19 protein-coding genes are annotated in these 19,804 nt (G+C 61.4%); 7 read left to right on the plus strand and 12 right to left on the minus strand.

Translation table 11 applies throughout. The features are described from left to right. Positions 1 to 108: 108 nt before the first annotated feature. From HBO10_RS13365 to HBO10_RS13385, 5 genes are all read left to right on the plus strand, one after another. Positions 109 to 789 (plus strand): response regulator, encoded by a 681-nt coding sequence (locus tag HBO10_RS13365; RefSeq protein ID WP_034126124.1) that lies wholly within the window; start codon positions 109 to 111, stop codon positions 787 to 789. Beyond that, positions 789 to 2,108 (plus strand): ATP-binding protein, encoded by a 1,320-nt coding sequence (locus HBO10_RS13370; RefSeq protein WP_020302232.1) that lies wholly within the window; start codon positions 789 to 791, stop codon positions 2,106 to 2,108. The genes HBO10_RS13365 and HBO10_RS13370 overlap by 1 nt, the downstream gene beginning before the upstream one ends. A 123-nt stretch (positions 2,109 to 2,231) precedes the next feature. Beyond that, a complete protein-coding gene (locus HBO10_RS13375; protein WP_034126125.1) occupies positions 2,232 to 2,999 on the plus strand; it encodes an N-acetylmuramoyl-L-alanine amidase in 768 nt (255 codons plus the stop codon). Positions 3,000 to 3,273: 274 nt separating this feature from the next. After that, positions 3,274 to 4,674 (plus strand): aspartate aminotransferase family protein, encoded by a 1,401-nt coding sequence (locus HBO10_RS13380; protein ID WP_034126126.1) that lies wholly within the window; start codon positions 3,274 to 3,276, stop codon positions 4,672 to 4,674. Positions 4,675 to 4,756: 82 nt separating this feature from the next. After that, on the plus strand, positions 4,757 to 4,981 hold the full coding sequence (locus HBO10_RS13385) for an MbtH family protein (RefSeq protein WP_003192847.1): 225 nt from the start codon (positions 4,757 to 4,759) through the stop codon (positions 4,979 to 4,981). 110 nt (positions 4,982 to 5,091) lie between these two features. Here the strand turns inward: HBO10_RS13385 and HBO10_RS13390 are convergent, their stop codons facing one another. From HBO10_RS13390 to minC, 8 genes are all read right to left on the minus strand, one after another. Next, positions 5,092 to 6,438, minus strand: coding sequence for an amidohydrolase (locus HBO10_RS13390; protein ID WP_034126127.1), 1,347 nt, complete (start codon positions 6,436 to 6,438; stop codon positions 5,092 to 5,094). A 16-nt stretch (positions 6,439 to 6,454) separates the two neighbouring features. Next, positions 6,455 to 8,620, minus strand: coding sequence for a mechanosensitive ion channel domain-containing protein (locus HBO10_RS13395; RefSeq protein ID WP_034126128.1), 2,166 nt, complete (start codon positions 8,618 to 8,620; stop codon positions 6,455 to 6,457). 72 nt (positions 8,621 to 8,692) lie between these two features. Next, a complete protein-coding gene (locus HBO10_RS13400; RefSeq protein WP_003192842.1) occupies positions 8,693 to 8,860 on the minus strand; it encodes a hypothetical protein in 168 nt (55 codons plus the stop codon). A gap of 200 nt (positions 8,861 to 9,060) precedes the next feature. Further along, positions 9,061 to 10,350: a M18 family aminopeptidase gene (locus HBO10_RS13405; protein ID WP_034126129.1), complete on the minus strand. Its 1,290-nt coding sequence runs from the start codon at positions 10,348 to 10,350 to the stop codon at positions 9,061 to 9,063. A gap of 171 nt (positions 10,351 to 10,521) precedes the next feature. Next, positions 10,522 to 11,157, minus strand: a complete 636-nt coding sequence (locus tag HBO10_RS13410; RefSeq protein ID WP_034126130.1) for an RluA family pseudouridine synthase — start codon at positions 11,155 to 11,157, stop codon at positions 10,522 to 10,524. Between the two features lie 106 nt (positions 11,158 to 11,263). Beyond that, on the minus strand, positions 11,264 to 11,518 hold the full coding sequence (minE, locus tag HBO10_RS13415) for a cell division topological specificity factor MinE (RefSeq protein WP_003175252.1): 255 nt from the start codon (positions 11,516 to 11,518) through the stop codon (positions 11,264 to 11,266). Between the two features lie 3 nt (positions 11,519 to 11,521). Further along, positions 11,522 to 12,334, minus strand: coding sequence for a septum site-determining protein MinD (minD, locus tag HBO10_RS13420; RefSeq protein WP_003192835.1), 813 nt, complete (start codon positions 12,332 to 12,334; stop codon positions 11,522 to 11,524). Between the two features lie 199 nt (positions 12,335 to 12,533). After that, the gene (gene minC, locus HBO10_RS13425) at positions 12,534 to 13,271 is read right to left on the minus strand and encodes a septum site-determining protein MinC (protein WP_003192832.1); all 738 of its coding nucleotides are present in this window, start codon (positions 13,269 to 13,271) and stop codon (positions 12,534 to 12,536) included. A 119-nt stretch (positions 13,272 to 13,390) separates the two neighbouring features. On the opposite strand from minC, the gene HBO10_RS13430 reads away from it, so the two are divergent. Together HBO10_RS13430 and HBO10_RS13435 are read left to right on the plus strand one after the other, a co-directional pair. Continuing rightward, complete coding sequence (locus tag HBO10_RS13430; RefSeq protein WP_034126131.1) at positions 13,391 to 14,326, plus strand: lipid A biosynthesis lauroyl acyltransferase; 936 nt, start codon at positions 13,391 to 13,393, stop codon at positions 14,324 to 14,326. Between the two features lie 160 nt (positions 14,327 to 14,486). Continuing rightward, entirely contained in the window at positions 14,487 to 15,629 is a 1,143-nt protein-coding gene (locus tag HBO10_RS13435; RefSeq protein ID WP_034126132.1) for a patatin-like phospholipase family protein, read from the plus strand. Positions 15,630 to 15,741: 112 nt separating this feature from the next. Here HBO10_RS13435 and HBO10_RS13440 read toward each other — a convergent pair whose 3' ends face one another. The 4 genes from HBO10_RS13440 to HBO10_RS13455 form a co-directional block, all read right to left on the minus strand. Further along, positions 15,742 to 16,527 carry an outer membrane protein OmpK gene (locus HBO10_RS13440; RefSeq protein WP_003192827.1) on the minus strand — a complete coding sequence of 262 codons (786 nt, stop codon included), beginning with the start codon at positions 16,525 to 16,527 and terminating at the stop codon, positions 15,742 to 15,744. A 23-nt stretch (positions 16,528 to 16,550) separates the two neighbouring features. After that, positions 16,551 to 16,919: a hypothetical protein gene (locus tag HBO10_RS13445; protein WP_152612737.1), complete on the minus strand. Its 369-nt coding sequence runs from the start codon at positions 16,917 to 16,919 to the stop codon at positions 16,551 to 16,553. A 44-nt stretch (positions 16,920 to 16,963) separates the two neighbouring features. Next, on the minus strand, positions 16,964 to 18,307 hold the full coding sequence (locus HBO10_RS13450) for a nucleobase:cation symporter-2 family protein (RefSeq protein WP_032896003.1): 1,344 nt from the start codon (positions 18,305 to 18,307) through the stop codon (positions 16,964 to 16,966). Positions 18,308 to 18,502: 195 nt separating this feature from the next. Then, positions 18,503 to 19,786, minus strand: a complete 1,284-nt coding sequence (locus HBO10_RS13455) for a urate hydroxylase PuuD (protein WP_003192825.1) — start codon at positions 19,784 to 19,786, stop codon at positions 18,503 to 18,505. Between the last annotated feature and the right edge of the window lie 18 nt (positions 19,787 to 19,804).

Consider the following 19,804-nt stretch of genomic DNA (forward strand, 5'->3'; position numbering starts at 1 on the left):
CCGCTATTCTAGAGCGTAGGGATTGTCCGGTGTTGCGAACTTTAGCGGCATAATGCGCGCTTAATCCGTGGCTTTTCTAATCGCGCCATCTTTCATGAAGGGTTAACCATGCACGTACTGGTCTGTGAAGACGACGAACTGATCGCCAGTGGCATCGTGGCCGGCCTGACCGCCCAGGGCTTTACCGTGGAGCGCGTGGCCACGGCCTCGGCGGCGCGGGCGATGCTCAAGGCCGCGGCCTTCGACATCATGGTGCTCGACCTCGGCCTGCCCGACGAAGACGGCCTCAAGCTGCTGCAACAACAGCGCAGCCAGGGGTTGGACATTCCGGTGCTGATCCTCACCGCGCGGGACTCGGTGACCAACCGCGTCGATGGCTTGCAAGCCGGCGCCGACGATTACCTGCTCAAGCCCTTCGACTTGCGTGAACTCGCCGCTCGCCTGCAAACCCTGTTGCGCCGGGTGGCGGGGCGCAGCGTCAACCTGATCGAACATGGGCGCCTGGCCTACGACCCCAGCAGCCGCGAGACCTTCCTCGGCGGCCAGCCGGTGGATCTGTCCCGGCGTGAACAGGCGTTGTTGCAGGCACTGTTGCACAACAAGGGCCGCGTACTGTCCAGCGAACAGCTCAAGGACAGCGTCTACGGCTTCAGCGACGAACTGGAAAGCAACGCCCTCAACGTGCATATCCACCACCTGCGGCGCAAGTTGGGCAATGGCATCGTGGAAACCGTCAGGGGGCTGGGCTATCGCCTGGGTACGGCTGATGGGGGAGACAACACGCCGTGATGAGCTTGCGTCTGCGCCTGACGTTCAAGCTGGGCGCCGCTTTTGTACTGATCTGGGTGCTGGCGGCCGCCTGGATGCTCAACGACTTGCGCAACCAGATGATGTTTTCCCTCGACCAGCGCCTGGTGGCCTCTGCGCGCATGGTGGCCGGGCTCACCGAGCAGATGCCGGGCCTGGCCAGCGTCAGCGGGGGCGCGCATTTGCGCACCGAACAACTGAATGTGCCGGGTGGCATGGCTTGCCAGGTCAGCTCCTTGCGTGGCGAGATCCTGGCGCGCAGTCATACCACGCCGGAGGAAGGGTTGGAGTCGCGCCGCAGCGGCTTTCGCGACCAGATCATCGACGGCGTGGGCTGGCGCAGTTTTACCCTGTCCCGTGGCGACTTGCTGATCACCACCGCCGACCGCCAGGTGGAGCGTGAAGCCCTCAACCTGTCGATCCTGCTGGCGGCGTCGGTGCCGGTCGGCGTGGCATTGCTGGGCTGCCTGTGCCTGCTGTGGCTGGGCATTGGCCAGAGCCTGGTGCCGCTCAACCGTATGCGGGATGCCCTGATGCGGCGCAGTGTCGACTCCCTCGAGCCTCTGCAGATTCATCCTCTGCCCAGTGAACTCAAGCCGTTGCTCGACACCCAGAACCAACTGCTGCAGCGCATCGCCAAGACCATCGAGCGCGAACGTCGCCTGACCGGTGACGCCGCCCATGAACTGCGCAGCCCGTTGACCGCGATCAAGACCCACCTGCAAGTCGCGCGCATGACCGAGGGCGCGGCCCGCGACCAGTCCCTGGCGCACGCCGAGGAGGGCGCCGATCGCTTGCATCGCACCCTGGAGCAACTGTTGTTGCTGGCGCGGGTGGAGGGCAGCCTGTCGTTTGACGATGGCCTGCAGTCCAGTGCCGAGGAAGTCGCCCGGTTGGCGATCCAGGATGCCAACGCCGGCGACAATTCACGCATTGATCTGATCCTGGCGCCGGATCTTTCCCCTGTTCCAGTGGCAATGCCTGTGGGCCTTGCCGTCGCGGCCTTGCGTAACCTGCTGGACAACGCCTTGCGCCATACCCCGGCCGATACCCGCGTGGAACTGCAGGTGTTTTCTACCCCGGATAACGTGGTGTTCCGCGTGCGTGACCATGGCCAGCAGATCTCCAGCGAAGACCTGCAATACCTCACCCAACGCTTCTGGCGCAATGGCAGCAGCGAAGGCTGTGGCCTGGGCCTGGCGATTGTCCAGGCGATCGTGCAGCGCTGTTCCTGCTCGTTGCACTTCGACAGCCAGCCCGATGGTATGCGGGTCGATCTGGGCATGCCGTTGCGGCGCTGAGCAGTCCTATTCACGTGGCAAATAATTACCGCCCGCCTGAGGCTCAAGCCTTCAGGATGGCGGTAATTTTTTTGCGCTTGAACGGGCCGAATGAGTCGGCCTGAATTGAAAAGGACTGTTCTTATGTTGGTAATCGACACCAGTTTCCCTGCCAGGGATTTCAACGACCGCCGCGGCGAATCCGTGCAACAGGTGATTGTGCACTACACCGCTGCGCCCTTTTCTTCATCGCTACGCACCCTCACCCAAGATGGCGTCAGCGCTCACTATCTGCTGCCCGACCCCGCTGAACCCAGCTACCGCGCTGCCGGTTATGAAGAGCTGCGGGTGTTTCGCCTGGTGGGCGAGGACCAGCGCGCCTGGCACGCAGGCGTGAGCTATTGGGCGGGGAAGGCCGATCTCAACAGCCGCTCGGTGGGCATTGAAATCGTCAACCTGGCGCGGGATGAAGCGGGGGTCTTTACCTTTCCGGAGTACGCACCGGCACAGATTGACCTACTGATTGAATTGCTTCGCGACCTGCTGGAGCGCTATCCACAGGTGGGCCCCACTGACTGGCTCGGGCATTCGGACGTGGCCTACTGGCGCAAGAGCGACCCTGGGCCTCGGTTGCCCTGGCGTGTGCTGCATGAGGCCGGCATCGGGGCCTGGTTTGATGAATCGAGCCGGGCGATGTACCAGCGCCGCTTTTGTCTCGGCTTGCCGCCGGAGGTCGAAGTGGAGCGGGCGTTTCAGCGTTATGGCTACAAGCCCGCGCAGAATCGCCGGGCCTTTGAACAGCGCACCCGGGCGTTCCAGATGCACTTTCGACCACGGGATTATTGTGGATTCCTGGATGCAGAGACCTGCGCGATCTTGTATGCCCTGAACGAAAAGTACCGCGGGATTTAATACCGAGCACTGTTCAAATGTAGGAGCGAGCTTGCTCGCGAAAAACGTCAACGATACCGCGGGCTTTCTGGATAAACGCGGCGCCGGGGAGTTTTTCGCGAGCAAGCTCGCTCCTACAATTGGATCTTCATTCGTCAGTTAACAACCCTCGTCCCCTAAATCCTTTTCACGCTGAAGCGTCTCCACAACAGGAAATCCGTGCGCATGCCCTTGGGCCAGACGCCAACGGATCGGCAGTTTGGTCACGATCATCAGCGTATTGAGGGATCCACAGATGTCAGTCGCTACCAGCCGTATCGAAGACGCCCCGGTGCAGGCCGCGGAAACGCTCTATCAGTTTGACGAAAGCCCGCTGCTGGCCCGCCAGCGCCAGCAGGAATCCAACGCCCGCAGCTACCCACGGCGCATCCCCCTGGCACTCAAACGCGCCAAGGGCATTTACGTGGAGGACGTGGAGGGGCGGCGGTTTATCGACTGCCTGGCCGGCGCCGGAACCCTGGCGCTGGGGCATAACCACCCGGTTGTGATCCAGGCCATCCAGCAAGTGCTGAGCGACGAACTGCCCCTGCATACCCTGGACCTGACCACGCCGGTCAAGGATCAATTCGTGCAGGACCTGTTCGGTTTGCTCCCGTCGGAACTGGCGCGAGAAGCGAAAATCCAGTTCTGCGGCCCCACCGGCACTGATGCGGTGGAAGCCGCGTTGAAGCTGGTGCGCACTGCTACCGGGCGCAGCACCGTGCTGTCGTTCCAGGGCGGCTATCACGGCATGAGCCAGGGCGCGCTGAGTTTGATGGGCAGCCTGGGGCCAAAGAAACCCTTGGGCGCCTTGCTCGGCAATGGCGTGCAATTCCTGCCATTCCCGTATGACTACCGTTGCCCGTTTGGGCTGGGTGGCGCCGAAGGTGTGCGGGTCAACCTGCATTATCTGGAAAACCTGCTCAACGACCCGGAAGCCGGCGTGCTGTTGCCAGCGGCGGTGATTGTCGAAGTGGTCCAGGGTGAGGGCGGCGTAATCCCGGCGGACCTCGACTGGCTGCGTGGCCTGCGCCGTATCACCGCGCAAGCGGGGGTGGCGCTAATCGTCGATGAGATCCAGAGCGGTTTTGGGCGTACCGGCAAAATGTTTGCCTTCGAACACGCCGGCATCATTCCGGACGTGGTGGTCATGTCCAAGGCGATTGGCGGCAGCCTGCCGTTGGCGGTGGTGGTGTATCGCGACTGGCTTGACACCTGGCTGCCGGGCGCCCATGCCGGGACCTTCCGCGGCAACCAGATGGCGATGGCGGCGGGCTCGGCGGTGATGCGCTACCTCAAGGATCACGACCTGGCAGGCCATGCGGCGACCATGGGCGAGCGCCTGGGCGAACACCTGCGCATCCTGCAGCGCGACTCCCCGCACCTGGGGGATATCCGTGGGCGTGGGCTGATGCTGGGGGTGGAGCTGGTAGACCCGACTGGCACGCCTGATAGTCAGGGCCACCCACCGGTGCATCGCCAGTTGGCGCCGCTGGTGCAGCGCGAATGCCTCAAGCGCGGGCTGATCCTGGAACTGGGCGGGCGCCATGGCAGTGTGGTGCGTTTCCTGCCACCGCTGGTGATCACCGCTGGCGAAGTCGACCAGGTGGCTGAGATTTTCGGGCGCGCCTTGGCGGCGGCCGTGGCCAGCCTGTAATTTTCCAGGCCCTTGGTACGTTTCTACAGATATCAGTGCTGCGCGTGGTGCGCAGCCAGCCTTTGAGCGACGGAGAACAGCAATGACCTCAGTATTTGACCGCGACGACATCCTCTTTCAGGTAGTGGTCAACCATGAAGAACAGTATTCGATCTGGCCCGACTACAAGGCCGTGCCGGAAGGCTGGCGTACCGTGGGCAAGAGTGGCATGAAGAAGGAATGCCTGGCGTATATCGAGGAAGTGTGGACCGACATGCGGCCGTTGAGCCTGCGCCAGAAAATGGATGGCGCGGCCCTCGCCAACTGATTCACCCAATACCCTGTGTAGGAGCGAGCTTGCTCGCGAAGAGCGCAAGAACGCCGCGTTTACCCTGAATAAACGCGGCGTTCTGAAGTTTTTCGCGAGCAAGCTCGCTCCTACAGGGGGGTATGGGTATAGAGGTAATCCGTCGCCAAAGACGCCAGCGTCCTCACGCCTACCACCAACGCCGACTCATCCACAAAGAACCCTGGGTTGTGATTCGGCGCCGCCTTGCTCATGTCCTGATCCCTTGGGGTCACCCCCAGGAAGACAAACAGCCCCGGCGCCTCCTTGGCATAGAACGAGAAGTCTTCGGCGCCACCCACCAACGGGCCTTGCACCACATCATCCTGAGCCGCCCAGCGCAGGCTCGGCAGCATTTTCTCGGTCAGCGCCGGATTGTTGATGGTGGGGTCGTACTTCTCGATGATCGTCACTTTGGCCTTGGCGCCACCGCTTTCGGCGATTTTCTCTACGGTTTGACGCACGTCTGCATGCAGCTTCTGGCGGATACCGTAGTCGTAGGAGCGAATGGTGCCGCTCATGTCCACCGACTCGGGGATGATGTTATAGCGGGTGCCACCGTTGATGGTGCCGATGCTCACCACAGAGGGGAATGACGAAATATCGGTACGGCGGCTGACCACGGTCTGCAGGCCGACAATGGTTTGAGCGCCAACGGTGATCGGGTCGATACCGTCCCAGGGGCGGCCGGCGTGGGTCTGTTTGCCGAGGATCCTGATGCGCAGGTCATCGGAGCTGGCCAGGGTTGGGCCCGGGCGGTAGGCGATTTGCCCGGCAGGCACACCGGCCCACACATGCAGGCCAAATACCGCATCGGGCTTGGGCGCTTTCATCACGCCTTCCTGCACCATCATCTTCGCACCCCAGGTGTTCTTGCCGTCGGGGATAAAGTCGCTGGGGCCTTCTTCGGCCGGTTGGAAATAAAACACCACGGTGCCGGGCAGGCGCTCGCGCATCCCGGTGAGAATCTTCGCAGTGCTCAGCAGGATAGCGGTATGGGCGTCGTGGCCGCAGGCGTGCATCACGTCGACTTCTTTGCCCAGGTAGGTGCCCTTGGCTTTGGAGGCGAAGGGCAGGTCGGCCACTTCCTTGACCGGCAGCGCATCCATGTCTGCGCGCAGGGCCACGGTCGGGCCGGGCAGGGCGCCTTTCAAGATGGCGACGACGCCAGTGCGGGCCACCCCGGTCTTCACCTCAAGGCCGAGTTCGCGCAACTGTTTGGCGACCAACTCGGCGGTGCGGGTTTCGGTATTGCCCAGTTCCGGATGGGCGTGGATATCGCGGCGGGTTTCCAACAGGCTGGGTTCGAGGATTTTTGCCTGGGCGGCAATGGTTTCCCGGGCACTGTCCTGGCCGCTGCTGGCGGCGATCACTGCACTGCTCGCGACCGCGCCGAGCAGACCCAAAACCCATTGGTGTGTCAGACCGTTCATTCGCATACCAACCTCTCCTTGCTTATTGTTGTGGATCTTTCTCCTGCACGCTGCCGGCAGTCTGCACCTGCACGCTCAAGCGCGGTGTCGCCAGGTCCAGCCCAGCTTCATCCAGGTGCCGCTTGAGCGACAGGTTGAATGCCCGCGACACTTCCCACTGCTTGATCGGCGCGGTCTTGAAGCGTGCGCGCAGGATCGCGCTGCCGGACTCGAAGCTTTCCACGCCCTGGATCTCCAGCGGCGACCAGATATTGCGGCGTTGCAGCGGGTCGTTGCGCATGGCATGGCCGACCTCGCGCATCAGTTTGATCGCGTCGTCGATTTCCATGTTGTAAGGGATCGCCACCCGGAAGATGGCGTAGCCGAACTCGCGGGAGTAGTTCTTGATGCTCTTGATTTCGCTGAACGGGATGGTGTGCACGATGCCGTCGATATCGCGCAGGCGCACGGTACGGATGGTCAGGCCCTCTACGGTACCGAGGTGGCCGCCGACGTCCACGTAGTCGTCGATGGCCAGGGAGTCTTCGATGATGATGAACAAGCCGGTGATCAAGTCGGCTACTAGCGATTGCGCACCAAAGCCGATGGCGATACCGATCACGCCCGCACCGGCCAGCAGGGGCGTGACGTTCATACCCATGTTCGCCAAGGCCACGATGGCGGCGATGATGAAGATGGTCACGAACAGCACGTTGCGGATCAGCGGCATCATGGTTTGCGCACGCGCGTTGGCCAGGCCTTTGCGCGAACGGGTCAGTGCGTGGTGAATCGCGGTGTCGCTGAGGATCCAGATCAGCCAGGCAAACAACAAGGTCCCACCGAGGCCGAACAGCTTTACGGCTATTTCATGACCTTCACCTTCGGTAAAGCGAATCATCGACAGGCCCCAGACCCGCAGCCCCAGTTCGATGAATACCAGCCACACCACCAGGTGCACCAGGGTGTAGACAAAGCCTTTGAGGCGTTCGGAGTACAGCGCGTGGCGTTTGTGCCCGCGTTGCGGCTTGAGAGCGTGGCGGCGCACCAGGCCGTTGATCACCATGCACAACACCAGCAGCACCGTGCACAGCAACGACTGGCGCAGGGCGGTGCTGGTGTCGCCGGCCGACAGGAAGGTGGCGAACAGTGAGATGCCCACCAGCAGAAGAGCCGGGATGTACCAGAAGGTGCCGATGATCGACAGAGTATCGGTGAGGGCGCGGCGGGTCAGTCGGCGCGACAGCGGCTGGTTGCGAATCAGGTGCGCGATGGGCCGGCGGAAACGCAGGATAAACACCCCGGTGGACAACGCCGCCATGACATTGGCCACGGTCGCGGCGGTGTGGGCCAGATGCTGGCCGAGCGCGGCAACCAGGCGCGGGTCGCTCAAGGCTTCGCCGAAGGCGGCAAAACTGCCGATCCACCACAGCGGGCGGAACGCCTGGTGGCGCAGGATATACAAGGCGCGGTGGCGGTGCGGGCCGTCGAGTACGGAGAAGGCAATCACGCAGATTGCCGAGAAACAGGTGCCGACCACCAAGGCATAGGCCAGCACCATGGCCAGGGATTTGCCCAGGGAGGAAGGCAGGGCGTAACTGAGGTAAACCGTAATCACCAAAGCGATCAGCCAGGGGCCCAGCTTGCGCAGGGCAAAGCGCAGCATGTCCCAGGTGCGCGGGTGCTGCGGCAGCTCTTCGGGCAGGCCGAAACGCTCGCGCACCCGATGGCTGAGCCAGATCAGCGCAGCGGCCAGCAGACTCCATACGGCCAGGATCACGGCAAAACCGAAGATGATCGGCAGCCATTCGCTGGCCGGCAACATCAGGGCGGCCAGTTCATCCTTGGCCAGGTCGACTTCATTGGACCAGCGCCCCAGCGGGCTGTCGGCGCCGGAAAACTGCTGCTCAAAGCCCGACAGCGTACTGCCGATCAACCCGAGTACCCCGAGTTCGGCGGCGGGCTGGGCCTTTTGCGTGGCGGCGCGCAGTTTTTTCAGGTCGCTGAGCAACTGGGTGCGTTGCTGGTCGTTTTCCAGGGTTTTGATCACTTCGTCCAGCGACTGCCCCAGGGGCACTTCCGCCTGGGGTTGGGTCTTGCTGGAGCCGCCCAGCATCCCCGGCAAGCCCACGGCTTGGGCGGGCATCACTGGCAGCAGCGTGAGCAGGGCGATCAGCAGGTAGCAGGGCAGGGCAAACAGACGGGAGAACACGAGGCGGTCAACCTTGAAAACGACGAATTGACCGAGTGTACGAGGCCGCTATGCCCAATGCGAGCGCATTTGTCACTGCGCCAGTTTGGCGAGGATCTTGTAGAGCACGGTGCCGAGGATCAACAGCATGCCGATCCACATGCCAAACACGCCCAGAGGCTTGTCGCGAAAGTTGAAGCCGACCGCGAGCATGATCATGCCGATCACGATGGGGATCAGCATGGCGTGGAATGAGGACATTGAGATCATGGCGAGGGGCGGCCTTGTCGGACTGGAAGTTCTGACAAGTCTAGGCCGGATTGGCAGAAGTGCAGTTGATGTGAGTCAGATAGCCTTATATCTGTTTGGAAACCCATCGCGGGCAAGCCCGCTCCCACACTGAAATGCATTCACAGATCAAATGTGGGAGCGGGCTTGCCCGCGATGGGCGCGCCTGGGTCTCAGGGTAAATCGCGACTGGCGTAGAACGCCCCCAGCACCTTGACCAGATGCGCCAGGTCATGGCTGCCGCACAGCTCGCGGATCGAGTGCATGGCAAAGGTCGGCAAGCCGATGTCCACGGTGCGCACGCCCAGGTGGCTGGCAGTGATGGGGCCGATGGTCGAACCACAGCCCATGTCGCTGCGCACCACAAAGCTTTGCACCGGCACTTCCTGGGCCATGCACAGGTGGCGGAAGAACCCGGCGGTTTCGCTGTTGGTGGCGTAGCGCTGGTTGCTGTTGACCTTGATCACCGGGCCGGCGTTGAGTTTCGGGCCGTGGTTGGCGTCGTGTTTCTCGGCGTAGTTGGGGTGCACACCGTGAGCGTTATCTGCCGACACCAGCAGGGATTTCTGAATGGTGCGTACGAATTCTTCACCTTCGGGCAGCAGGCGACGCAGGGTCTGTTCCAGCATCGGGCCATCGGCACCGCAGGCCGAGCAGGAGCCGACTTCTTCGTGGTCGTTGCACACCAGCACGCAGGTTTCATCGGAGTCGCTGGTGAGCAAGGCTTGCAAACCGGCGTAGCACGACAGCAGGTTGTCCAGGCGCGCACCGGCAATGAAGTCGCCATTGAGGCCGATCACGGCAGCACTTTGGGTGTCGTAGAAACTCAGCTCGTAGTCGAGCACCACATCGGCATTCAAACCATGCTCGCGGGCCAACTGTTCGGTGAGCACGGCGCGAAAGTCCACGCGTTCGTCACCGGCAAACTGAGCTAGGATCGGCGGCAGCTCGGTCTGGGCATTGATTGCCCAGCCCTGGTTGGCTTCACGGTTGAGGTGAATGGCCAGGTTGGGAATGATGGCGATCGGCAGCTTGAAATCGATCAGTTGGCTCTCGACCTTGCCATCGCGGCGGAAGGTAACACGGCCTGCCAGGGACAGGTCGCGGTCGAACCAGGGCGCCAGTAGCGCGCCGCCGTAGACTTCCACGCCCAGTTGCCAGAAGCCCTGACGTTGCAGCTCCGGCTGGGGCTTGACCCGCAGGCACGGGCTGTCGGTGTGGGCGCCGACCATGCGGATACCGTCCTGCAGCGGCGATTGGCGGCCGAGCTTGAAGGCGATGATCGAGGAATCGTTGCGGGTCACGTAGTAGCGACCGTTGGCCTCGGTGGCCCAGGTGTCGCGCTCGTCGAGACGCTGGTAACCGGCCGCTTCCAGGCGCTGGGCGAGGGCGGCAGTGGCATGAAAAGGAGTAGGGGAGGCCTTGAGGAAGTCGATCAGGCCTTGATTCAACGCTTCGCGCATAAATAGCTCCAGACAGCAGTGTGCGGAGTTTACCGTATTGGCCCCGCCGATTCATTGTAGGAGCGAGCTTGCTCGCGAAAAACTCAACGGCACCGCAGCCATTCAGGCTATACGCGGTGTTCTCAGGTTCTTCGCGAGCAAGCTCGCTCCTACAAGGTCATCGTCTTTGTCTTAAAAAGGGGCTGGGCACTCGAAACGCAGGCGCTCGCCGCTTTGCGGATGGGTGAAGCTGAGCATGCTTGCATGCAGGCACAGGCGCGGCCACGCGGCCAGGGCTTGTTCATGGGCGTACAAACCATCACCCAGTAATGGATGCCCGATGGACAGCATATGCACGCGCAACTGGTGTGAGCGCCCAGTGATGGGTGTCAGCTCTACGCGGCACCAGTCGCCGCAACGCTCCAGCACTTTCCAGAAGGTCAGGGCATGTTTGCCGAACTCATGGTCGACAACGTGGCGGGGCTTGGTCGGCGGGTCGTAGCGCAGGGGCAGGTCGATGCTGCCGCTGTCCAGTGCCGTTTGGCCCCAGGCCAGGGCGGTGTAGGCCTTTTCTGTCTCGCGGTCGTGAAACTGGCGGGACAGTTCGCGGTGGGTATCCGCGTCCCGGGCCAGCAGGATGATCCCCGAGGTTTCCCAGTCCAGGCGATGGACGATGCGGGCTTCTGGGTAGCCGTTTTCCTGCAGGCGAGTGATCAGGCAGTCCTTGTTGTCGTCGGCGCGACCAGGCACCGAGAGCAGCAGGGTCGGCTTGTTCACCACCAGGACAGCGTCGTCCTGATGCAGGATATGGATATTGGACAGCGGCATTAAACAGTCTCGTAACAAACGCCAACGGCGGCTCCACTGACTGCCCCCTCACCCTGTAGGAGCGAGGGGGCCGTCAGCGGAGCCGCCGTGGCGACCGCCCGTTCGATCAACGATCGGGCAGGGTGATATTGAGTTCCAGAATCGAGCAGCTGCCGTCATTTTCCAGGGCGACATGCACGTCATCGTTGCCGATATTGACGTACTTGCGGATCACCTCGACCAGTTCCTTCTGCAAGGCTGGCAGGTAATCCGGCGTGCTGCGTTGGCCGCGTTCGTGCGCCACGATGATCTGTAGACGCTCTTTCGCTACCGACGCGGTACTTGGCTTTTTGTTGGCGCGAAAGAAGTCGAGAAATTTCATTGTTTAGTTGCCTCCAAAGATACGCTCGAAGAATCCCTTCTTCTTGACATCGAGGAAGCGGTGTTCCACGGTCTTGCCCAGCAAGCGATCCACGGCATCGCTGTACGCCTGGCCGGCGTCGCTCTGGTCGTCGAGAATCACCGGTACGCCCTGGTTGGATGCCTTCAGGACGGCCTGGGATTCCGGAATCACGCCCAGCAGGGTCACGGCGAGGATTTCCTTCACGTCTTCAACACCCAGCATTTCGCCGTTGTTGACGCGCTCCGGGTTGTAGCGGGTGAGCAGCAGGTGCTCCTTGATCGGGTCCTGGCCTTCTTCGGCGCGCTTGGACTTGCTGGCCAACAGGCCGAGCATGCGGTCCGAGTCACGTACCGAGGAGACTTCCGGATTGGTTACCACGATGGCTTCGTCGGCGAAGTACATCGCCAGGTGAGCACCGGTTTCGATACCGGCCGGAGAATCGCAGACCACGTATTCGAAGGTTTCCTTGAGCTCGGCGAGGACTTTGCCGACGCCTTCTTTGGTCAGCGCGTCTTTGTCACGGGTCTGGCTGGCAGCCAGCACGTACAGGTTCTCAAGGCGCTTGTCCTTGATCAGGGCCTGTTGCAGGTTGGCTTCGCCGTTCACCACGTTGACGAAGTCATACACCACGCGACGCTCGCAGCCCATGATCAGGTCAAGGTTACGCAGACCGACGTCGAAGTCGACGATGACTGTCTTGTGGCCGCGCAGAGCGAGGCCGGTACCGATAGCGGCGCTGGTGGTGGTCTTACCCACACCACCCTTGCCGGATGTAACCACGAGAATCTTGGCCAAGGTGTTTCACCCCTAAGGAAAAAGGACTTTCGGTCCCTGAAAAACATCTCTTGGAACTCGCCGCAGGCGGACAGCCTTTGCAGGAAAAAGACGGGGTTTCCATGGGGAAACACCAACTTCCAAAAAGTCCTACACAAGTCTTGCCGGTTTCGCTTTGCTATCAGAGTCTAGAGATGCTTGGAAAATGCGGCAGTATCCGTTAAAGACGGATGATGTTCAACACATCGCCCGACAGGTTGACCTGTACCGAAGCGCCCCACAGTGGATCGCGGCGCAAATCTTCGGAAACCTTGTACTGACCCGCGATAGAAACCAGCTCGGCGGTCAACTGCTGGCAAAAAATACGTGCCTTGGTATCACCCTTGATGCCGGCCAGGGCGCGTCCGCGCATCGGGCCGTATACATGGATGTTGCCATCGGCAAGAAGTTCCGCCCCCGGGCTGACCGAGGAAACCACCACAAGGTCGCCGCCCTGGGCGTAAATCTGCTGCCCGCCGCGTACCGGCGAGGTGATGATCTTTGTAGGCCTGATCGCAGGCTCCGGTGGTTTTTCCGGTTTTTTCTTTTCTTCGCCGACCAATGGCTCCAGCGCACGCTCGCGGGCGCCGGACGGTGGCAGTACTGGCAGTTCAATGGCGATGGCGGCGGCAATGTCTTCGATGCGGCTGGCGCGAATCGCCAGTGTGCGCAGGCCATGGGAACGGCATACGCGCATCAGGCCGGGCAAATCAATCACGCCCTGGCCAGCCGGCAGCTTGTCCAGCGCCAGCACCAGCGGGGCGTTGTTGAAGAAGTTCGGCGCCAGGGCGACCTTGGCGGCCAGTTGGCGGTCCAGGGCGTCGAGGTCATTGCGGGCCAGTTCCAGCACGGTAATGGCGAGCATGCTGCCTTTTAGCTGGAACACGGGATCTTGGTCTAGCGGTTCGGTTTGGCTCATGGTCGGCGAAAGCGGCTTGTCACGAAAAGTGTCGAGACTTATAACGAGAACACTCACCCGCCGCAAGCCGAGTCGAACCGTTGTAGAATGCGCGGCCCTTGTCTTTACCGGAATCTGTAATGGATCGCCCGCGTTTTCGAGCTGTATTTCTTCACCCGCGTTTTTGGCTGCTATGGCTGGGGCTCGGCCTGCTGTGGCTGGTCACTCAATTGCCGTATCGGGCGCTGTTGACCATTGGTCGCCTGCTGGGCGCGGGCATGTACCGCGTGGCAGGTGATCGTCGCCGCATCGCGGCGCGCAACCTAGAGCTGTGCTTCCCGGAAAAATCTGTCAAGGAACGCAAACGCCTGCTCAAGGAAAACTTCGCTTCCACCGGCATCGCCTTCTTTGAAATGGCCATGAGCTGGTGGTGGCCCAAGCCGCGCCTGGCGCGCCTGGCCCATGTCGAAGGGCTGCAACACCTCACGCAGGCACAGTTGGAAGGCAAAGGCGTGATCCTCATGGCGCTGCACTTCACCACCCTGGAAATCGGCGCGGCGCTGCTGGGGCAGAAGCACACCATTGACGGCATGTACCGCGAACACGGCAACCCGCTGTTCGACTTTATCCAGCGCCGTGGCCGTGAACGCCATAACCTCGATTCCCTGGCCGTGGAGCGCGACGACGTGCGCGGCATGCTCAAGCTGCTGCGCGCCGGCCGCGCCATCTGGTACGCGCCAGACCAGGACTACGGCGCCAAGCAAAGCATCTTCGTGCCGCTGTTCGGTATCCAGGCGGCCACCGTCACCGCTACCAGCAAGTTCGCACGCCTGGGCAAGGCGCTGGTGGTGCCGTTTACCCAGGAGCGCCTCGCTGACGGCAGCGGTTACCGCCTGGTGATCCATCCGCCGCTGACCGACTTCCCGGGTGAAACCGACGAGATCGACTGCCTGCGCATCAACCAGTGGGTCGAAGCCTCGGTGCGCGAATGCCCCGAGCAATACCTGTGGACCCATCGCCGCTTCAAGAGTCGGCCGCCGGGTGAGCCCAAGCTGTACGAAAAGCGCCGTCGATAACCCTGCTGCCATTGTAGGAGCGAGCTTGCTCGCGAAAAACCCAATAACACCGCGTTCACCTAGGATGTACGCGTAATCATTGGCGATCTTCGCGAGCAAGCTCGCTCCTACAGTGATATGACGTTGATAAGCCCAACTTTTCGCCACATGGAGTGACGCAATGCGCCCAGTTGAACCGGTCACAGGCTTGATTCTTTCCGGCGGCGGGGCGCGAGCGGCTTATCAGGTGGGGGTGCTGGCGGCGATTGCCGAATTGCTGCCGCCAGGGGCACCGAATCCTTTTCCGGTGATCGTCGGCACCTCCGCCGGCGCCATCAATGCGGTGAGCCTGGCCAGTGGGGCCAGTGACTTCTGCGCGGCTGTCCAACGGCTGACAGCGTTCTGGCAGGGCTTTCGCAGCCATCAGGTGCTGCGCAGCGATTGGCCGGGGGTGATACGCCAGGCCAGTCGCTTCCTGATCCACAGCCTGTTGGGCCTGGGTGCCCAGGTGCCGGTGGCGTTGCTCAATAGCTCCCCCCTGCGTGACTTGCTGCAAGCGCGTTTGAACCTGGACGGCATCGACGAGGCTATCCGCCGCAAGCACTTGCAGGCGGTGGCGGTGACGGCCTTTGGTTATGAGTCCGGGCAAGCGGTGACCTTCTATCAGGGCGGCGGCACCATCGATGCCTGGCTGCGTCATCGGCGCATTGGGGTACCGACCCAACTGACGGTAGAGCACCTGTTGGCAAGCTCCGCGATTCCGCTGTTGTTCGCTCCGATCAAACTTGACGAAGAGTACTTCGGCGATGGCGCAGTGCGGCAGTCCGCGCCCATCAGCCCGGCCTTGCACCTGGGGGCCAGCCGCGTATTGGTCGTCGGTGTGAGCGGCAACCCAAGGGGCAATGAAGCCTCGACGCAACGCACCTACACCGGCCAGCAACCGACCCTGGCGCAAATCGGCGGGCATATGCTCAACAGCACCTTCATTGACAGCCTGGAAAGCGATATCGAACTGTTGGAGCGCTTGAACCAGTTCAGCCGCGTCGTGCCTGCGGATGCGGCGGTGCAGGGCCTGGCGCCGGTAGAGGTGTTGGTGATTGCCCCCAGCCAGCCCATCGATGAAATCGCCGCGCGACATCGCCAGGAATTGCCGGCGGCGTTGCGTGTGTTTTTACGGGGGCCTGGGGCAACCAAGACCAGCGGGGCAGGAGTGTTGAGCTATCTGTTGTTCGAGGCGGGGTATTGCAGTGAGTTGATCGAACTGGGGCGCAAGGATGCGCTGGCCAAGCGCGAAGAAATCACCCGTTTCCTGGGCCTGACGTGAACCTTTGTAGGAGCGAGCTTGCTCGCGAAAAACCTGAGAACGCCGTGTTTATTCAGCATGAGCGCGGTGATCTTGAGTTTTTCGCGAGCAAGCTCGCTCCTACACAGGGCCGTCAGAAGTGGTACTTGACCAGGAAGCTTGCTGTGTCCTGAGTCGTCTTGAAGGCGCCGCTGTCTTCAATCCCGTATTTGTTCTTCCAGTAGTCGTATTCAAAACCCACATACAACTGCTTGTCGCCCCAATGCAGCGCCTTGCCCAGGTCGTATTTGACCTGTGGGTTGAAGTGCAGGTTGGCGTGATAAGTGCCGCGGGCGTTCTTGTCGTTATCCACCACCCAGTCCATGAAACCGTCGATCAGCACGTCGGAATTACCCACGGGAATGGTGTACGACCATACCGGAGTGATCTGCCACACGCCGTCACCCGGACGATTGCCCTCGGTCTGGCGCTGGTAGAAGTTCAACTGGAAGTAGTCGAAACCGGGGATGTTCAAGTCGAACGCCGGACCCAGGAGGTAGGACTCGTTATCGCCCTCGCCGAACTCATAGGTGAAGGCCAGCAGCACGTCCTTGATCGGGCCGAACGACAGGTCCTTGTCTAGGATCTTGCCGAACGACAAACGCGGGCTGAACTCGCCGTAGTAAGTATTCGGGCCGACATTGCCGTCTTCCTTGCCGTTGTAAAAGATACGGTCGAGGAAGAAGAAGTTGTCGCCGTACTTCCATGCGTCGGCATGTTCGAAGGTGACGGTTTGCTGGATCTGCGGGTTGACGGTAAAGCTCTTGCCCCACAGATAAGTCAGGCTGTTGTTTTGCCACTGCAACAAGTCACCGGCTACGGCCTGGCCACCGGCCAACAGTGATCCAGCCAGCATCAGGCCTTTGAACATAGGTTTCATTCGGTTGCTCCCGAGTTAAAATTTTATGGTTTTTCTTCTACGCAGGCGCTCTGGTGTGGCGCCTTTTGGTTCGCTGCAAAAATCGTCTGTTCGGTCAGCTTTGATGCTTTTAGCAAGAGCTGCGCCAAGGTGCTGAAAAAGCCAAAAAATCCTCGTCGGCTGCAGCGGATGCAGTCGAATTCAGGGGACTTTTTTGCACTTTGGCAGCAAACATCAGGCCGGGATAAGTTGGCCTTGAGGTCAGCTTTTACATTCGCTGTTTTTTTTTGAGTCGATTCGAGCGGGCGCGGAGAATACTGGCTCCCAGGCCTGGGCTCAAGTGCGCTGTAACAGAGCGCGAGGGGCAAGAATGGGGCGCGGCGTGTGGCCGGCCCCATGTCAAGGTTGTGCATGCGGGGGTTCCCTGTTTGTTGTTATTTTTGTACTAACAAAGGAATCAATGCGTATGCGCGACTTCGGGGCGCTCAGCGCCGCCGAGGATGTTGAACAGGATGTTCAGCGACAGCGCGCTGAGGGTGGCCATGGCAATGCCACTGTGGGTAATCGGGCTCATCCACAACGGCAGCTGTGCGAAGAACTCCGGGCGTACCACGGGGATCAGGCCCATGCCGATACTCACTGCCACCAGCAACTGGTTACGGCGGTCGGCGATGTCGGCTTCCTGCAGAATCTTGATCCCGGTTGCCGCCACCATCCCGAACATCGCAATCGCCGCGCCGCCGAGTACCGCAGGTGGAATTGAAGCCACCAGATAGGCCGCCTTGGGCAACAGGCTGAGCACGATCAAGAACGCGCCGGCCATGAGCGTGACCGAGCGGCAGCGCACGCCGGTCATCTGCACCAGGCCGATATTCTGCGCGAAGGAGGAGTGGGTAAAGGTGTTGAAGAAGCCGGCAAAGAACGATGCGCCGGCATCACACAATAGGCCTCGTCGCAGCATCTTCGGCGTGACCTCCTGGCCGGTGATCTTGCCCAGGGCGAGGAACATGCCGGTGGACTCGACAAAAATGATCACCACCACCAGGCACATCGACAGGATCGGCGCCAACTCGAACTTGGGCATACCGAAGTGCAACGGCGTCACCACCTGCACCCACGGCGCCTGGGCCAGGCCACTGAGGTCGACCATGCCGATCACACCACATAGCGCGTAACCCAGGCCCATGCCGATCAGTACCGAGATGTTCACCCAGAAGCCGCGCATGAAGCGGTTGATCAGCAAGATCGTGGCCAGTACCAGGGCGGCAATCGCCAGGTAGACCGGCGAGCCAAACGTGGCGGCGGCGCTGCCCCCGCCGGCCCAGTTCACCGCCACGGGAAACAGCGAAAGGCCGATGGCGGTGATCACCGTACCGGTCACCAGCGGCGGGAAAAAGCGCACCACCTTGGACATGAACGGTGCGATGAGCATGCCGAAGAACCCGGCGGCGATGGTCGCGCCGAAGATGCCCTGCAAACCGATGCCGGGCATACCGGCCATGGCGACCATGCTGCCCACGGCGGCAAAACTGGCGCCCATCATCACCGGCATGCGGATGCCCATGGGGCCGATGCCGAACGACTGCACCATGGTGGCGATACCGGCCACCAGCAGGTCGGCGTTGATCAGAAAGGCGATTTCTTCACGGCTCAAGCCGGCGGCCTGGCCAATGATCAGGGGCACGGCGACAGCACCGCCGTACATAAGCAAGACGTGTTGCAGGCCTACCAGGATCAGTTGCAAGAGGGGCAGCCGCACCATGGCGGGCGCGGCAGGAGTCTGCGTTTCTAACTGGGACATGCAACACCTCGAATCTTTTTATTTTTGTGTTGTTTGGCATTCAATTGCCGGATGAAACTTAATCTTCAAACCATCACTGATCTCCCTTGTGGGAGCTGGCTTGCCTGCGATGGCGGTGTGTCAGTCACCGAAAATGTTGGTGATCTGCCGCTATCGCAGGCAAGCCAGCTCCCACATGGGAACGGTGTGAAACAGTCAGTTGGTACGGGCCCCCTGATTAATCCAGGTGCCGATCAAATCCCGTTCCTGCTGGGTCATCTGGGTAATGTTGCCCAGCGGCATGATCTGGCTGGCCACGGCCTGCGCTTGAATCCGCGCCGCCTGCTGCTGGATCTGTGCCGGTGTGTCGAACATCACCCCAGCCGGTGCCGTACTGAACAGCGGGCTGGTGGGCTTGGCCGAATGGCACACGGTGCAGCGTTGCTCGATCACGTGGTGCACCTGGCCGAAGTCCGTGGTGGCCTGGGCCGGTGCCGGTTCAGCGGCGGGTGCGGCAGGCGCGGCCGGTTTCAAGCCACCGCCCAGTGCGGTTTCTGGCAGGGGTTGGTACTCGATGGCAGCCGGTGCCTTGGCAATCGGTTCAGCCGGCTTGGGCCCGGTCACGTAGGCCAGGCTGATCATCGCCAAGGCGCCTACGGGCAAGGTCCACGCATACTTCTGGCTGTCATGCCGGGTGTTGAAGTAATGGCGCACCAACACTGCTGCCACCGCGATACCGGCCAGGATCAGCCAGTTGTATTGGCTGCCATAGGTGCTCGGGAAGTGGTTGCTGATCATGATGAACAGCACCGGCAAGGTGAAGTAGTTGTTGTGGCGTGAGCGCAGCAGACCTTTGGCCGGCAGCGCCGGGTCGGGCGTGCGATTCTCGGCGATGGCCGCCACCAGCGCGCGTTGGGCCGGCATGATGATACGGAACACGTTGCCCACCATGATCGTGCCGATCACTGCACCCACGTGCAGGTAGGCACCGCGGCCGCTGAACACCTTGCTGAAGCCGTAGGCCGCCGCAATCAACAGCACGAACAGGATCAAGCCGAGCAGAGCGGGGCGTTTGCCCAGGGCCGAGTCGCAGAGGAAGGAGTAGATGAACCAGCCGGCGAACAGTGAGCCGATGCCCAGCAATACGCCTTCGGTACCGCTGAGGCTGCTGCCGGGGGCGAGCAGGTATAGCGTCGGGTTGAGGTAGAACACCACGCACAGCAGCGCGACGCCCGACATCCAGGTGAAATAGGCTTCCCATTTGAACCAGTGCAGGTTGTCCGGCATGGTCGGCGGGGCCAGTTTGTATTTTTCCAGGTGGTAGATACCGCCACCGTGGATCGCCCACAAGTCACCGGCCAGGCCGTTCTTGGGGTTGACGCGATTAAGGTTGTTTTCCAGCCAGACGAAGTAGAAAGAAGCGCCGATCCAGGCGACGCCAGTGATCATGTGAACCCAGCGCACGCTCAGGTTCAGCCATTCCAACAGATGTGCTTCCACAGTCTTTACCTCTCGCCT

Origin of the sequence: Pseudomonas sp. WS 5503 (genome assembly GCF_012985385.1) — a bacterium.
GTDB classification, from domain to species: domain Bacteria; phylum Pseudomonadota; class Gammaproteobacteria; order Pseudomonadales; family Pseudomonadaceae; genus Aquipseudomonas; species Aquipseudomonas paracarnis.

Bases quoted from the DNA above. Each gene is read 5' to 3' on its own strand.
- HBO10_RS13405 (WP_034126129.1), bottom strand. From the start codon at position 10,350: ATGCGCGAAGCGTTGAATCAAGGCCTGATCGACTTCCTCAAGGCCTCC.
- HBO10_RS13370 (WP_020302232.1), top strand. From the start codon at position 789: ATGAGCTTGCGTCTGCGCCTGACGTTCAAGCTGGGCGCCGCTTTTGTA.
- HBO10_RS13435 (WP_034126132.1), top strand. From the start codon at position 14,487: ATGCGCCCAGTTGAACCGGTCACAGGCTTGATTCTTTCCGGCGGCGGG.
- HBO10_RS13400 (WP_003192842.1), bottom strand. From the start codon at position 8,860: ATGTCCTCATTCCACGCCATGCTGATCCCCATCGTGATCGGCATGATC.
- HBO10_RS13365 (WP_034126124.1), top strand. From the start codon at position 109: ATGCACGTACTGGTCTGTGAAGACGACGAACTGATCGCCAGTGGCATC.
- HBO10_RS13440 (WP_003192827.1), bottom strand. From the start codon at position 16,527: ATGAAACCTATGTTCAAAGGCCTGATGCTGGCTGGATCACTGTTGGCC.
- minE (WP_003175252.1), bottom strand. From the start codon at position 11,518: ATGAAATTTCTCGACTTCTTTCGCGCCAACAAAAAGCCAAGTACCGCG.
- HBO10_RS13375 (WP_034126125.1), top strand. From the start codon at position 2,232: ATGTTGGTAATCGACACCAGTTTCCCTGCCAGGGATTTCAACGACCGC.
- HBO10_RS13430 (WP_034126131.1), top strand. From the start codon at position 13,391: ATGGATCGCCCGCGTTTTCGAGCTGTATTTCTTCACCCGCGTTTTTGG.
- HBO10_RS13385 (WP_003192847.1), top strand. From the start codon at position 4,757: ATGACCTCAGTATTTGACCGCGACGACATCCTCTTTCAGGTAGTGGTC.
- HBO10_RS13450 (WP_032896003.1), bottom strand. From the start codon at position 18,307: ATGTCCCAGTTAGAAACGCAGACTCCTGCCGCGCCCGCCATGGTGCGG.
- HBO10_RS13380 (WP_034126126.1), top strand. From the start codon at position 3,274: ATGTCAGTCGCTACCAGCCGTATCGAAGACGCCCCGGTGCAGGCCGCG.
- minC (WP_003192832.1), bottom strand. From the start codon at position 13,271: ATGAGCCAAACCGAACCGCTAGACCAAGATCCCGTGTTCCAGCTAAAA.
- HBO10_RS13445 (WP_152612737.1), bottom strand. From the start codon at position 16,919: ATGCACAACCTTGACATGGGGCCGGCCACACGCCGCGCCCCATTCTTG.
- HBO10_RS13410 (WP_034126130.1), bottom strand. From the start codon at position 11,157: ATGCCGCTGTCCAATATCCATATCCTGCATCAGGACGACGCTGTCCTG.
- HBO10_RS13390 (WP_034126127.1), bottom strand. From the start codon at position 6,438: ATGCGAATGAACGGTCTGACACACCAATGGGTTTTGGGTCTGCTCGGC.